Source organism: Devosia yakushimensis (assembly GCF_030159855.1).
Classification (GTDB): domain Bacteria; phylum Pseudomonadota; class Alphaproteobacteria; order Rhizobiales; family Devosiaceae; genus Devosia; species Devosia yakushimensis.
Genome location: NZ_BSNG01000001.1, coordinates 3,282,484 through 3,296,717, shown reverse-complemented (window position 1 = coordinate 3,296,717; position 14,234 = coordinate 3,282,484). Strand labels below are relative to the sequence as shown.

The following is a 14,234-nucleotide window of genomic DNA, read 5'->3' as shown; positions in this document are numbered from 1 at the left end:
TTTGTGAGCACACATCAAGGCTACAGCTGGTCGTCGATCTCGCGCCGGAGGCGATACAAGCTAGGGTTTTGCCCGTCTGCGCCAAAAACCGTAATTGAGGAAATGCCCAGGAAACGGGAAAAGCGCTGATAGACCGGCGTAGAACGCATGGTGCTTGGCGTGACAACAAACATCTTGGATCCCGGCTTCATCCAGAACACGTTCGAAAGTTCGGCGCCCTTAATGCCAATGACAGCGTCGCTTGCATAGAACCTTTTGATCTGGCCAAATATGTTTTCCGAACCAGGTTCATACTTCTCGATATTGTGCCCTTTGGACTTAAAGTACTCGAACGATTCGTCTATCTCGACCAGCGAGCGCCTTGAGGCTCCATATTTCTTCGCCTCGGCTTGGCCATTTTCGCTATAGTATTCCGGCTCGGGGGACCGGCACAGCAATAGGCAATTGGGGCCGCGCGCACCGCCGTTGCGCCTCCTCTTTCTAGAGGCAGCGACCGGCGTCTTCTGGGAGGCTGCAACCTGTCTCTTCGGAGAGATGGCGATAGGCGTTTTTCCTACGACCATTCGAACGACGTTTATGCTTCTCTGAAGCACTTTTTGGCTCAGCTGAACGTGCCATGGGCCTTGGCGCTCAAGGAATTTGATGATGGCTTTTTTTACGCCATGTGTGGCAGGTGGACCGCTTAATTTCAGCTCCCCCACGCTCGGGATGATCAGGCTGGACGCGGCCGCCTCGGAATCGATAACACGCCCAAGGACCCAGCTACGAACCTCGCGCAGTTCGTTTTGGAAATTCTGCAGAAAGCCTGGCTGGTTCAATACGCTCTTCAGGAACTCATTCTCCCGATAATTCTTGGTGGAGCCGCGGAAACTATGCTCATCTTCAAACAGAACGCTGTCGAAGTTGATCATGATGTCCCAGCGCGGCACCTGTGCGCAATCTGCGCTAAATTCATCGGACTTCTTGAATTTTATGTCAGCGGTGATCAGGCTAAATAGATCCTGGGATACCTTGTTCATGACCGGGCCGCAGTCCTCGAGAGTAAGGCTATAGGTGCCCGGCTCACGCCGCGTGGTTGTAATGGCTACGTGCATGCCAGGGAGCACATAGCCCCAAAAAAAGTGGAAAAAATGTTCCTTTGAACCGTATTCGCCATACTCGTCGCTGTACTTGAGTTCCAGGACTTTATTGCCGTTCATGGAGTACCACTACAATTCAGAGTCTTACATTGCGACGTGTCGGGATTCGCCAAGCAGGCCGATAATTGCGCAGACCTTGCCGTCCCCTACTGCTCGCCCCTATTGCCACTTGGGAGCCATCTCTGCAAGTATGTATGCACGCCTAGCCTGATGTCGCGAGCGTGGCACCCAGTCCCGATCGGTGTGAACCGGGGGGATTACCAAGTCGGCTGAGTTCTGAATCATAAGTGCGAACGAGGCAGGTTCGCCATGCCGGTTTCGTTGCGAGGTGATTTTCTGGCTTCGCAGTTAAGGGCGTTTGCCCATGAGACAAAACACGCGCGCAGGCGCGGCGGCTTCTGGCGCTGGCTGCGATCTGTGACGCTGCATCGACCGGAAATACGCGAAATTCAACGTCTGCACCAAAACGTCGAGCGGATCGCCCTGCTGGCTCAGGGCTTCGAGATGGTCGTTCAGGCTGGAAAGCGAATGCGGGTCAATGATGGCGCTCTATGATCCGGCGACATCAGTGAATCATGACCACATCAAAGCGAGAGGGGTTTTGCGGGTCTCCAGCTTGGCCACGCACCGGGGGCAATCCGATTGCCACCCCGCGCTTGTACGATTAAACGACCTTGAAGCAGAGGCACCGAAGAACGAATCCATGGCGATCAACGCTCCTCTACGATCAGCTTACTTATCGGAAACGCGCCAACAGCTGGAGTCTTGGGAATTATCTCGCAGCGCATGCGAATTTCCAGGCGTAAATCGAGACGTGGTCTTGCACGTCAAGGCTACCCAATGACCTATCGGGCGGAAATCGATGGCCTGCGTGCGCTCGCAATACTTGCAGTTTTAGCCTACCACTTCTTCCCGGAAAGCCTGCCGAATGGTGGGCTTGGCGTAGATATATTCTTCGTCATTTCGGGCTTTGTGATCACCGCCTCCATAAATCGCAGGCCACACGGCTCTCTAAAGCAATTTCTCATAGATTTTTTCACAAGACGAATAAAGCGCATCATGCCGGCACTTGCGTGCATGATCGCAATTACCTCTGTCGTAATATCCCTGATTGATCCGTTTCCGGAACAAAGCATCAATACTGGAATCGCGGCAGTCATAGGTTTTGCAAATAACTTCTTATATATTTCCGAGCAGGATTATTTCGGCCTTAATTCGAAATTGAACCCTTTTACCCATACCTGGTCACTCGGTGTGGAGGAGCAGTTCTACTTCGTTTTTCCGCTAATATTTTGGCTCGGCTGGCGGCTTGGCGGCTGGAAGGGCGTCACCTTTTTGCTGGCGGGATTGCTACTGCTGTCCTTGGTAGCTTGGGGCGTCGTATTCAACAGCGATCCGTTGGCGGCCTTTTACATAGTCGTGTTTCGGTTCTGGCAAATTGCCGCGGGAGCGCTCGCCTTCTTGCTTCAAAATCGCTTCCCGCCAAAACCAGCCAAAGGCATTGTCGAACTCAAAACGATTGTTGTCGCTTCGATTGCCATATTGGTATTTTTTCCGATTGCTATCGACCGCCAGATTGCATCGGTGTTTTGCGCCGTCGCTACGTGCGCCGCACTGTATTGGATACATGAAGACGTTGATCCGGTTTGGGCGCTTAGAAGTCGGGTATCTATTTATTTTGGAAGAATCTCATATTCGCTTTACCTATGGCATTGGCCAATTGTCGTATTTTTATCGTGGACAATAGGTGTTCATACAGGCACGGCCTGGCTTGGAATCCTGGGCTCACTCCTGATCGCGCATCTCTCCTGGGCTTACCTTGAACAACCACTACGCCATGCAAAATGGTCAGCGACACCGAAGCGCGAGCTAGGTGTCGGACTTGTTGCTATTGCGGTAGCAGCGGGTGGGCTGCACCTTTACAATGTTGTGGGGAGGCAGGCGCTGCTCGGCGAGCAACTGGATATGGACGCTTCGCTAGGACGGTCTTCGCTTTTTCTGCCATATATTTCCGAGAACGGAACTGTTTGGGCCGGCCGCGACTGTGCGCTCGTTGACAACGCGGATATCGGCAAGGAAATTGACTTTGAGCGATGTACAGTTGGAGAGACCTTGGACAATGCCCGGTCTCGGGTTCTGATCATCGGCAATAGTTACGCACCGGCATTTGCCGCTGCGTTTGACGTCAGCGACATATACCATGGCATCAAAACGAGCTTCATTTTGAGTGCGAAGTTCGGCGGTTCACCCGTGCCCGATATTGAGTGGCGCTCTCATAGTCCGGAAGCAAATGTCGACTACTGGAAGCGGGTTATTCCTGGCGTGCTGCAGCGCTTGGAGCCGGGTGATCAAGTGTTGATTATCAGCGACCTCGAAAAGCTGGCGCCGAAAGACGAGTCCGATTGGGTTGTTGAGGCGCGGGAAGACCTTCGCAATGGTCTGATAGCTTTGAGCGATCAACTGGCAAAACGTGATATCGGCCTGTCAATTTTAGGGCCGCTGCCATTCCTTCGAGACGCGCAATGCACGCCTCAAATGGCGCTTCGTCAGTGGCGCTCGGCTGAACTTTCACTTTGTCGATACTACAGCCGCGTAGATACAATTGAGCGTTTTCGGCCGGTGACAGCGCTGCTCCAATCGCTGGTCGATGCGAGAAAGATACGCGTGCTAGACCTGTTCGAGGTGTTTTGCCCCGATGAAATTTGCGAATACACAGACCGTGATGGCGTCTTGCTATACCGTGACGTATATTCTCACGCCAGTTTGGAAGCCGCACGCCGGGCTAGACCATTGGTGGCAGATTGGCTCGAACAGGTTCACGACGGTCCGAACTGAATCTTGTCCATCAGTGCCTTGGCCAGTTTGGCCAGTTCGTGATCCGGGTGTCTGGCTATGAACAAGCGATAGGCCTCCACCGTTCCCTGTTGTGCTGCAATCTCAAATTCCTCACACACGGCAATTTCTGGATCGCGGGCGGTGTTCGCAATTGGAGAAGGTGTGCTCGGCGGTAACAAAGACGTCTCGCTCTCTTGCAAATGTGCGCACTCATTTGGCTTTGGCAGCATTCCGGCAAAACTTGCCGGAGTTGACGCGGTGCTCGCCAAACTACCAATCACCATCGCCAGACAGATTTTTTGCCATCGCCACATTGTAGAACTCCGCTCGACCGCCCGCAAAGTTAAGGACCGATCTGGTCCGCCATTGGGCGACATCCGTTTGATAGCTGATTATTGCTCCCTGAACGCAAGAGCGATTTGATCAGTCAGTGGCTTCATGAGGTACGATAGCACAGACCGTTCACCGGTTTGAAAAAAAGCCTCCACTGGCATGCCGGGCACAAGTTGCCGATCACCGAGCTTTTCGACCTCGTCGACGTCCAGCGTTAGGCGGGCGACGTAATAGGTAACCCCGGTGCGGGGATCTTCTACCAGATCGGGCGAAAGTGTGGTCAGCCGTGCCATCAGCTCCGGTGTGCTTCTTTGCTCGAAAGCGGGGAATCGAATTGCTGCCTGCTGGTTTGGAAACAATTGGTCCACATCGATCGAATGAACGCGGGTTTCAAGCACCAGTGCGTCGTCGTTTGGCACGATCAGCATCATCACCTCGCCTGGAGCGACAACACCCCCAATAGTGTGCACAGCAAGTTCCAGCACAACACCCGCCCGCGGGGAGCGGACCTCCATGCGATGAAGTTTGTCCTGTGCGGCCACTTTCTGTTCGACTAAGCGGGTAATTTCAGCGCGGACTGTCTGAAGACGTTGCAACACCTCTTCCCGAAACTCATCCCCCAGTTGCAGGACCAGCAAGTGACGTTCACTGATGGCCTCGCGCACCTGCGCCATCCGCGATACAAGCTCCCCCAGTTCGCCAGTCAATGCCGCGCGCTCTCGTTCATATTCAAGTATTTCTCGACGTGTGCTCAAATTTTTCTCAAAGAGGGCCCTAAGGGTTGCAAGTTGCTCGTCAATCAGCTCGATTGTCGTGGCCCGTGCATCACGTTGGACTGAAATTCCGACGACTTGCTGTTCCAATTGTTTGATCTGCTCGAGGACCTGAGCTTTTCGTCCCGCATTGCTGGTTTCTCGCGCCTCCATAAGGTTGGACTGCCCCGTAATCAGGGCATTCACGCGTGGATCGCTCGCTGCGCGCAGAACCAAATCCTCCGGAAATGAGACGTCGGTGCCGTCGCGTTCTGATTCCAGGCGCGCCTCTTCAGCCATGAGTTCATCAAGTTGTTTGGTCAACTCGGCAACTTTGGCAGAATCTAGCGTTGGATCCAGAGTTACCAGGAGATCACCTGCAGCTACGAGGTCGCCATCATTGACATAAATTTGTTGAACGATCCCACCTTCTCGGTGCTGGACTTTCTGAGACTTTGTTTCGACCACCACGATACCTGGGGTGATCACGGCGCCATTTAATTTTGCCCACGAGGCCCAACCACCAAGGCCGAAAATCAGCAAGATGATTAACACAAAGCCCAATATCATTGTGCGCCGCAAACTGGCCGAGATGGCTTTTTCAGACAGCTGATCACCCATCTATATTCGCCTCGCTGGCGCCAATGCCGACCGGCTTTGGCGGAAGAGAATTTAGGCTCGGGCCCCTGGCGGTGCCGCTCGTCGCCCCAAGCGCCTTCAGAACCTGCTGCCGCGGCCCAAAACGCACCTGACGTCCGTCCTGCAACAGAAGTAGCAGGTCGATCGATGAAATGGCGCTGGCGCGATGAGCAACGATAATGACAATGCTTCCCTTCGCGCGAATAGCGGCGATGGCAGCATGAAGTGCCGCTTCTCCATCGCCATCGAGATTGGAATTTGGTTCGTCAAGCACGATGAGGAAAGGGCTGCGGTAGAGCGCGCGCGCCAGCCCGATGCGTTGACGCTGTCCCGCAGACAATTCGATGCCGCCACTACCGACACGTGTGTCAAAACCATCGGTAAACTTGGTGACAAGTTTGTGGACCCCGGCCAACTGGGCAGCTTCGAGGACATCGCGTGAATCCGCGTTAGGATCGAAGCGTGCAATGTTCTCAGCGATAGTGCCGTCAAACAGATCGACTGTTTGAGGCAGGTAGCCGATCGCGGTGCCCAGGCGGGCAGCGCTCCATTGCCCATATGTCGATCCGTCCAGCCGAACTTCGCCGCGAATGTGAGACCAGACGCCCGTCAAAACCCGGACCAGGCTGGTCTTGCCGCTGCCCGACAACCCAATAATGCCAAGTCCATCACCGGCCTTCAGGGCGAAATTGATATCCTGCAGCAATGGTGATGTTGTGCCCGGTGCCGCAGCGTGAACATGAATAACCTGGAGTGTGTTCTTGGGCAGCGGCAGGTCAGTTCCTGGGGCCTCGTCCTGCATATGTTCAAGCACGCGCGAAAGGCGTCCCACGGACTGTCGGGCTGCCACGAAGTTGCGCCACTGTCCGATGGCCTGCTCGATGGGCGCGAGCGCGCGGCTCACAAGAATAGACGCGGCGATCATCACGCCCGGGGTTACTTCTTGCGAAATGACCAGCCAGGCGCCCAGCGCAAGAACGGCCGATTGCAACAAGAGCCGCCATGCACGCGTAGCGGACGACAGCATGGCCATACGATCCGCCGTTTGCGCCTGCGCGTCTAAATATTCACTTCCTATGGCCGTCCAGCGGTCGCCCAATCGATCAAGCATCCCCATGGCCATGACGGTCTCGGCGTTCTGTCGGGTATGAGTAGCGACAAGTGCGCGTCTCGCGCCAACCCGAGCCGTGTCTCGTGAGGGGCCACGCGACAAAATTTCCTGCAATGCCAGCAGTAGGATGGTTACCAAGGCGCCCAATATGGCCAGCCAACCCAGCAAGGGGTGCAGCAGAAACACCAGCGCAAGAAAGGCGGGCATCCACGGCATATCCAGGATTGCGAGCGGACCAGGTCCTGAGAGGAAAGACCGAATGCGTTCAAGATCGTCAATCGGAGCGTCATTGTCCGATTTTGACCCTATGGCAAGAGGGCGGCGCACCGAGGCGTCAAATGCAGCCCGAGACCACTGTATGCCAAAACGCTGACTTACGCGGATCAAAGCGCGTGCGCGCAGCCAGTCCAAAATTGAATAGTAAGCATATAGCGCAACAACTAGACAGACCAAGGTTACAAGTGTTGGCATGCTGCGGCTAGGTAACACGCGGTCGTATATTTGCAGCATGAACATAGGGCCAACGAGCATCAAGAGATTTGTGCCTAGTCCGAACACCAGCAAGCCAAGAAATGAGCTTTGCCAAAGCTTGAGCGATCCCCGCATAATTCTACCCGTCTATTGCGTCGCTCCATAATGGCCAGGAACAACAGAGGCCCTCGGGCACGACCCGAATGGGTTCTCCAAATCCAATGTCCATTACAGATTTATGCAGGTACAGCAACCAGCGCGTTTTCAGTTTCGCGCCGCTCGATATTTCCTGCGCTCACGGTTTCCGCAAGTAAATGCGATCGAGGAGGTTAATCGCAACGCCCTGCCTGCCAATGGGGGAAGAAATCACCGGGACGCAGGCTCTGCTTGATATCGCCCCCAACAGATCTGGCTGACAAAGCCGGTATTGCTCGCGGTTCAAGTATATCGTAACTCTCTTGCGCGTTTGGCATTTTGTGAATTTGCATTTTTGGGGGGTATTTCATGAGTGGCACCGGTCGGACGACGAGCATAGTCAACAAGATTAATAATCAATATGTTGATGGCCTGCTGACCAATGAAAAGTGGGCGGATTCAACGATCTACTATTCGTTCTCCGTTACCGCAGCCGCCTATGCCAATTATACCCAACTCACAGACTTACCGGGCAATTTTCGGCAAATTAGCGACGAGCAGCGTGATGCCATCGATTTTGCCTTAAGCGCGAGTGATGGGCCTGTTGCGTCACGCGGATTTTCTATCGAAGGGTTCACCAACGCTAATATCCAGTCGCTCGGTGATACGGACGCGGGCAATGCGCATATACGCTTTGGTGGCACGAGCTCGGTCAACCTGGGGACCGCACGAGTCGCAGATTTTCCAGCCAATTACGCCACAGGCCAGATCGATGACAACGGCGATGTGTGGTTCGGAAACGCCTATGATTACACGGATGGGGATTATCGCTTCCCGGTCGCCGGCAACTATGCCTGGCACACGCATCTGCATGAAATCGGCCACGCCATGGGTCTCAAGCATGGCCAGGAAAACAGTGTTTTCGGGCCGCTACCCAGCGATGCTGATTCCATGGAATTTACCGTGATGACCTATCGTTCCTATGTGAACGATCCGCTTATCGGGGGGTATTCCAACGAAGAGTTTGGCTATGCCCAGACTTATATGATGCTCGATATTGTGGCCTTGCAGTACATGTACGGTGCAGATTACAGCACCAATTCGAGCGATACCGTATATTCCTGGGATCCAAGCTCGGGCGACACGCGGGTCAATGGGGCGGTTGGCATTGACGCTGGCGGTAACCGGATTTTTGCCACCCTGTGGGATGGCGGCGGTGTCGATACATATAACCTGAGTGCGTATGGCACCGATTTGAGCCTGGATCTACGGCCAGGTTTCTGGTCGGTTTTTGATGCAAGCCAATTGGCCTATCTTGGTGACGCTAATTATGCGCGCGCCAATATCTTTAACGCTTTGATGGTGAACGACGATACGCGCTCTCTGATCGAAAACGCCATTGGCGGCTCGGGTAACGACACAATTCGCGGCAACCAGATTGCCAACCGCCTTGAAGGTGGCGCTGGCGATGACATTCTGATCGGCGGTGAGGGCGGCGACAGACTCGTTGGCGGTAGCGGAAGTGATCGGGCCGACTACTCCACTGCTGCCGATGGGGTTGTGACCGATCTCCAGAACGCGTCAGCCAATACGGGCGACGCTGCAGGCGACACCTACAGTTCGATCGAGAATCTTTATGGTTCCAACCAACGGGACATTTTACGCGGAAACAGTGGCGCCAACTCCCTATGGGGCGGCGGCGGCAATGATAGCATTTACGGACGTGACGGCAATGATCGGCTCTATGGTGGTGCGGGCGACGATAATCTGCTCGGCGGAACTGGTAATGATGCTATCCAAGGCGGGTCTGGTAACGACATGCTTGAAGGCGGCGCCGGCGCAGACACTCTCGACGGTGGCACCGGACTTGATGTGGTCCGCTACAGCAGCGCCCTGACAGGATTGTTGGTAGATCTGCTGGTTTCCCGCAATAATACTGGGGAAGCAGCGGGCGACACATTCGTTTCCATTGAGGGAATTTGGGGTAGTGACTTCTCCGATAGTCTGCGCGGAGATGATCTGGATAACGCTATCAATGGCGCCGCCGGTATCGACTCTCTTTACGGCAGGGGTGGTGACGACATTCTTATGGGTGGGGCGGGCGCCGATATCCTGAATGGCGGGTCTGGTAGCGACACGGCCCAGTACAACAATACCAGTGGCCTGCTTGTTGTCGATCTGGCCAATGCCGCTGTCAACACCAGGGAAGCCGCTGGCGATAGCTATGTCTCCATCGAAAACCTTTGGGGGAGCGCTGGCGCTGATAGTCTGCGCGGAAATAGCGGTAGCAACATTCTTGATGGGAATAGCGGCGACGACGTCCTCTATGGCCGCGATGGCAATGATATTCTCGTCGGTGGCGCTGGGGCGGACATCTTGAATGGCGGAAACGGAACAGACCGTGCATCTTACTCCGGATTCCACTCAGAATTATTTGTCACTGGCGGTGTCGTCGCCGATCTTCAAGTAGAGAGCAACAATACTGGCGACGCAGCCGGCGACCGTTACATCTCGATTGAAAACCTCTATGGCACCCAGTTCAACGACAGTCTGCGCGGCGATGCAGGCGCGAACACCATTTGGGGCTCCGGGGGCAGGGACACTTTGTATGGCCGTGACGGAAATGACCGGCTCTACGGCGGTAGCGGCAACGATATTCTCGTCGGTGGTCGCGGCAACGATGTCCTGGATGGTGGCTCGGGTGCAGACCGGTTCAGGTTTGCGCTCAATGACGGCAATGACACGATCCGGAATTTTGAAGACAACGTCGACAAGATCGAAGTGCCTGCTGGCACTGCCGTTATTATTGCGGATGCGGGCAATGACACTCTGGTGTCATTCCTCAACGTGACCGTGCTGCTTGAAGGTGTGGATCACAATACCATCTCTAGCGTTGACGACTTCATCTATAGCTAAGGTTGATGGCGCCGCCGCAACCGGTGGCGCCATCTTTGCCTGCGACGGCGATCTAGGTCACATCCAGAGCGTCGGGGCAGGCGGCTTTTGTGCCGTTTGCCGGTCCGATGCCGTCTGAAGTGAAGCGGCTGCGGCAGCTCGAGGAGGGAACGCCAGGCTCAAGCGCGCCGTCGCGGACCTGTCGCTGGACAACGCCATGTTGCAGGATGTGCTGTCGCAAAAGCTCTGAGGCCCGCGCGCAAGCTGTCCCTTGTCGATGAGGTGCGCTAGGCTTGAAATGTCTCGATCCGCAAGGCATGGCGCTGATGGCTTTCAATTTCTGCGGTGAGGCGATAATGAAGTCCAGCTTGTGGTTGACCGCCAGCATAGGACTGTGTCGGGCCGGGTCTTAAGTATCGATGTATGAACCGATGAGAAGCTGGCTAGGGGAATTGCCGCGCCCGGCCAAACGGGTAGTACTGATAACTTTCGATGCCCTCGTGCTAGCGGGCGCCGTATGGATTAGCTATTCGCTGCGATATAGTTCCTTCTTTCAGCCGGGGCCCCGGCAATGGATTGTCATTGCTGTTGCTCCCGTTGTCGCTATCCCAATTTTCATTCGGATGGGGCTCTATCGTGCGGTGATCCGCTATCTTCCTGAGCGCGCGATCTGGACGATGCTGCAAGCGATGACCTTTGCCGCCCTTGGGTGGGTTCTGGTCGTATTTCTCACCGAGATGGCCGGGAACGGCATTATTCCTCGCTCGGTGCCGTTGATTTACTGGATCGTCGGAGGAACTCTGATCATCAGCAGTCGCTTTGCCGCCAAGCGCTTCATCTGGGCTCCACCTGAAGAGCAGTTGAAAGGCGGACAAATCCTGATCTACGGCGCAGGAGAAGCCGGGTCACAACTAGCCGTTGCTTTGCGTTCGCAGGGGCGAAGCCTGATCGTCGGATTCATTGATGACGACAAGTCGTTGCATGGTCGCGACATTGCCGGACAGCGCGTTTACGCGCCCGCGTATTTGCCGGAGCTGATCGCCAATTATGGCGTGCAGGAAGTGATCCTTTCCATGCCGTCCATAACCTCGGAAAAGCGGCAGCAGATCGTCACCAACCTGACCCGCCATCCCATCAAGATCAGGACGCTTCCACATATCGCGGACCTGCTAGCCGGCAAGTATCTGGTCAATCAGATCCGTGAGATCGACATCGACGAATTGCTGGGCCGCTCGTCTGTGCCGGCACAAGCTGAGTTGCTTGGAGAAATGATCCGCGATCGCGCAATTCTGGTCACGGGGGCAGGTGGGTCGATAGGTTCGGAACTCTGCCGCCTGATCGCACGCTGGTCGCCGACCGTCTTGGTGTTGTTCGAACAGAACGAGTTCGCGCTGTACAACGTGCATCGCGAGTTGGTCGACACCTTGGGTATCAAAGCCGTACCTGTACTCGGCTCGATCGGCGATGCGGGGGCTCTGGCCCGCGCGATAGCCGAGCAGGGTATAGAAGTCGTGTTCCATGCGGCTGCGCATAAGCATGTGCCACTGGTCGAGGCCAATGCGCTGGAAGGCATGCGGAACAATGTGTTTGGATCGCTGGCGGTCACGCGGACAGCATTCGAGACCGGTGTGCGCGATTTCGTGCTGATCTCGTCGGATAAGGCCGTGCGCCCAACCAACGTTATGGGCGCGACCAAGCGTTGGGCCGAACTGATCATGCGCCACTATGCTCAGCGCGCAGTGGAGGCGGGGACGGGCCAAAAATTCAGCGCGGTGCGGTTTGGCAATGTTCTGGGGTCCAACGGCTCAGTTGTGCCGCTGTTTGAGGAGCAGATCGCCCGCGGCGGCCCCGTGACCCTTACCCACCCAGCAATGACGCGCTATTTCATGTCGATCCATGAGGCGGCGGAGCTCATCGTGCAGGCCGGTGCGCTAGCCGAAGGTGGAGACATCTTTCTGCTCGAGATGGGCGCCCCGGTCAAAATTTCCGACCTCGCACGCAACATGATCCAACTGGCCGGGCAAACAGTGCGTGACGCGGCCAACCCTGGTGGCAGTATCGAGATCGTCACGGTGGGTAGCCGACCGGGTGAGAAGATGTTCGAGGAGCTCTTCTACGATGCCGCCAGTGCGCGGACGACGCGGCATCCCAAGATCATGACTGCTATAGGTCGTGGCGAGGTTCGAGAACTGCCTGCAGCGCTTGCTAAGCTTGAGCAATCCATCGCTGCGCAGGACGAAGCGGCGGCACGGGAGCAGCTTTTCGCCCTGATAGCAGACTCCGCACCCAAGCCTGTTGAGCCCGCACCAGTCGGCTAAGCCCCCATCTCGTTGGCGCCACCTGCGTCGGCGCGCAGGGAAAGGGCAACCAGCGGCATGTAAGTCAGCAGAACCAGCCACCAGCTCCAGGTAGGCAGTTGCTGGGCCGCCCATGCGAGGGGAAAGGTCCAGGCCAATGTAAGCCCGCTATAGGCCAGGGTAACGCGGCGGTGCCCCCATACCCGCGATAGCTGCTGATAGGCATGCCGGCGATGGGCGTACCAGGGACGTTCACCACGAAGCAGGCGACGCATAAGCGTGACCGTAGCGTCCGTTACGAATACTGCCGGCAGGATCAGCCAGGGTTGGTAGGCCACTTGCCCTTCTGCAATCGCTCTGATTGCAACCCAGAAGATGAGCAGGGCTATTGCATTAGAACCTGCGTCGCCCATGAAAATCTTGGCGGGTGGCCAGTTGCGCAGCAGGAAGCCACCGGTGGCAGCGGCGCCGGCCAGCGCGAGCCAGAAGGACGAAAAGTCTGCGGCGGCGGGGTTGCCGAGCCACCATATGGCGCTGCCACCTAACAGCAGCAAGATCGCCTGGCTGCCAGCGATGCCATCAATGCCATCCATGAAGTTAAAGAGGTTGAGCCACCAAAGGCCCACCAGCAGCAAGATGACGAAGAGCAGTGGACCCGCGAGTGCAAGATTGAGTGGCAGTGGGATGCTGGGTAGCGGGCCGCTTGTCCAAAGCAGGGCGAAGAAAATCAGGGCCTGAATCGGAAAGCGAAGGGCCGGGGACAGATCGTACAAATCGTCAGCAAATCCGAGCAATGCGATGCACATCGCCAATACGGCGAAGGTCCATAGTTCGCCATGACCAGTCTGAGCCAAGGCCGTCGCCGCAAGCACCGAGGCAAGCGCAATGGCGAGGCCGCCGCCGCTTGGCGTTGGCCGAGTATGCGAGGAGCGCGCGTTGGACGCCTGGACCAGCCCTAGGCGATCAGCCTGGTGCTCGATGAGGAGGGTGCCAAGCCAGCTGATGAGCAAGGCAGCAATGATCACTATAGTTTGCACGACGGCTCGGGGTTCTGTGTCTGCTTCTGCGTAGCGTCAAATTGGGCTGGCAGGAAGTGTCACGTCACCGGATGCCAGAGAGAGCGCAACCGTTCTCGCTGTCATGTGAAACGGAGATGCCCGCAAGTCGCCACAGTTGTTGCCGCTATAATTGCTTATGAAAGGTGCGGAAATGAACCTTGATTGGCATCACCTTACGCGACCACAGCGTGTCGCACTTCTCGCCTTGCGGCGATGTGGCCCACGCGATCTCAACAGCAAACTCGGCGAACAACTCCGAAAATTAGGCTCACCATCGGAGGCGCGGACGTCAGCGGCATTTTGATCAGCGTAATGCTCGGCCGGAACAGATGAATGCGCAGATTTTTGCTGCATCGCGGCGTAAAGACATCCTTGGCGAAGATTGCGGTCGATTCTTCGTTGTACGCGTAGAGGTCCTGTACCGTGGCAAGCTTATAGCGCAGTTTGCTTCGGCTTGTGCAGGGCGGAGCAGCGCTACTACCAGAGTTCAAGCAACAGTTCGAGCAATTTGCCAGGATTGCTGAGGAGCGCGGTATCAAATTGGTTGCCGTGACGCCTCCATTTGATCC

At 55.9% G+C, this 14,234-nt stretch carries 9 protein-coding genes and 1 pseudogene; 5 read left to right on the top strand and 5 right to left on the bottom strand.

Translation table 11 applies throughout. From position 1 onward, the window contains the following. Window positions 1–20 precede the first annotated feature (20 nt). The gene (locus QQL79_RS15920) at window positions 21–1,199 is read right to left on the bottom strand and encodes a glycosyltransferase 61 family protein (protein WP_284392542.1); all 1,179 of its coding nucleotides are present in this window, start codon (window positions 1,197–1,199) and stop codon (window positions 21–23) included. A gap of 249 nt (window positions 1,200–1,448) precedes the next feature. On the opposite strand from QQL79_RS15920, the gene QQL79_RS15915 reads away from it, so the two are divergent. Beyond that, window positions 1,449–1,694 (top strand): hypothetical protein, encoded by a 246-nt coding sequence (locus QQL79_RS15915; RefSeq protein ID WP_284392541.1) that lies wholly within the window; start codon window positions 1,449–1,451, stop codon window positions 1,692–1,694. 285 nt (window positions 1,695–1,979) lie between these two features. Beyond that, window positions 1,980–3,974, top strand: coding sequence for an acyltransferase family protein (locus QQL79_RS15910; protein WP_284392540.1), 1,995 nt, complete (start codon window positions 1,980–1,982; stop codon window positions 3,972–3,974). Here the strand turns inward: QQL79_RS15910 and QQL79_RS15905 are convergent. From QQL79_RS15905 to QQL79_RS15895, 3 genes are all read right to left on the bottom strand, one after another. Further along, the gene (locus tag QQL79_RS15905) at window positions 3,956–4,288 is read right to left on the bottom strand and encodes a hypothetical protein (protein ID WP_284392538.1); all 333 of its coding nucleotides are present in this window, start codon (window positions 4,286–4,288) and stop codon (window positions 3,956–3,958) included. The genes QQL79_RS15910 and QQL79_RS15905 overlap by 19 nt on opposite strands. Window positions 4,289–4,366: 78 nt before the next feature. After that, the gene (locus QQL79_RS15900) at window positions 4,367–5,680 is read right to left on the bottom strand and encodes an HlyD family type I secretion periplasmic adaptor subunit (RefSeq protein ID WP_284392536.1); all 1,314 of its coding nucleotides are present in this window, start codon (window positions 5,678–5,680) and stop codon (window positions 4,367–4,369) included. Then, window positions 5,673–7,415 (bottom strand): type I secretion system permease/ATPase, encoded by a 1,743-nt coding sequence (locus QQL79_RS15895; protein WP_284392535.1) that lies wholly within the window; start codon window positions 7,413–7,415, stop codon window positions 5,673–5,675. The genes QQL79_RS15900 and QQL79_RS15895 overlap by 8 nt, the downstream gene beginning before the upstream one ends. A 369-nt stretch (window positions 7,416–7,784) precedes the next feature. Here QQL79_RS15895 and QQL79_RS15890 point away from each other — a divergent pair, with 369 nt between their 5' ends. The 3 genes and pseudogenes from QQL79_RS15890 (at window position 7,785) to QQL79_RS15880 (ending at window position 12,628) form a co-directional block, all read left to right on the top strand. Beyond that, entirely contained in the window at window positions 7,785–10,331 is a 2,547-nt protein-coding gene (locus QQL79_RS15890) for a M10 family metallopeptidase (protein ID WP_284392534.1), read from the top strand. Between the two features lie 116 nt (window positions 10,332–10,447). Further along, window positions 10,448–10,557 (top strand): annotated as a pseudogene (locus tag QQL79_RS15885) (IS3 family transposase); the annotation flags it as partial. A gap of 172 nt (window positions 10,558–10,729) precedes the next feature. Continuing rightward, complete coding sequence (locus QQL79_RS15880) at window positions 10,730–12,628, top strand: polysaccharide biosynthesis protein (protein ID WP_284392532.1); 1,899 nt, start codon at window positions 10,730–10,732, stop codon at window positions 12,626–12,628. Here the strand turns inward: QQL79_RS15880 and QQL79_RS15875 are convergent. After that, a complete protein-coding gene (locus QQL79_RS15875) occupies window positions 12,625–13,632 on the bottom strand; it encodes an MraY family glycosyltransferase (RefSeq protein ID WP_284392530.1) in 1,008 nt (335 codons plus the stop codon). The genes QQL79_RS15880 and QQL79_RS15875 overlap by 4 nt on opposite strands. Window positions 13,633–14,234 lie beyond the last annotated feature (602 nt).

Coding starts and splice junctions, on each gene's coding strand:
- QQL79_RS15920 (WP_284392542.1), bottom strand. CDS start 1,199: ATGAACGGCAATAAAGTCCTGGAACTCAAGTACAGCGACGAGTATGGC.
- QQL79_RS15915 (WP_284392541.1), top strand. CDS start 1,449: ATGCCGGTTTCGTTGCGAGGTGATTTTCTGGCTTCGCAGTTAAGGGCG.
- QQL79_RS15910 (WP_284392540.1), top strand. CDS start 1,980: ATGACCTATCGGGCGGAAATCGATGGCCTGCGTGCGCTCGCAATACTT.
- QQL79_RS15905 (WP_284392538.1), bottom strand. CDS start 4,288: ATGTGGCGATGGCAAAAAATCTGTCTGGCGATGGTGATTGGTAGTTTG.
- QQL79_RS15900 (WP_284392536.1), bottom strand. CDS start 5,680: ATGGGTGATCAGCTGTCTGAAAAAGCCATCTCGGCCAGTTTGCGGCGC.
- QQL79_RS15895 (WP_284392535.1), bottom strand. CDS start 7,415: ATGCGGGGATCGCTCAAGCTTTGGCAAAGCTCATTTCTTGGCTTGCTG.
- QQL79_RS15890 (WP_284392534.1), top strand. CDS start 7,785: ATGAGTGGCACCGGTCGGACGACGAGCATAGTCAACAAGATTAATAAT.
- QQL79_RS15880 (WP_284392532.1), top strand. CDS start 10,730: ATGTATGAACCGATGAGAAGCTGGCTAGGGGAATTGCCGCGCCCGGCC.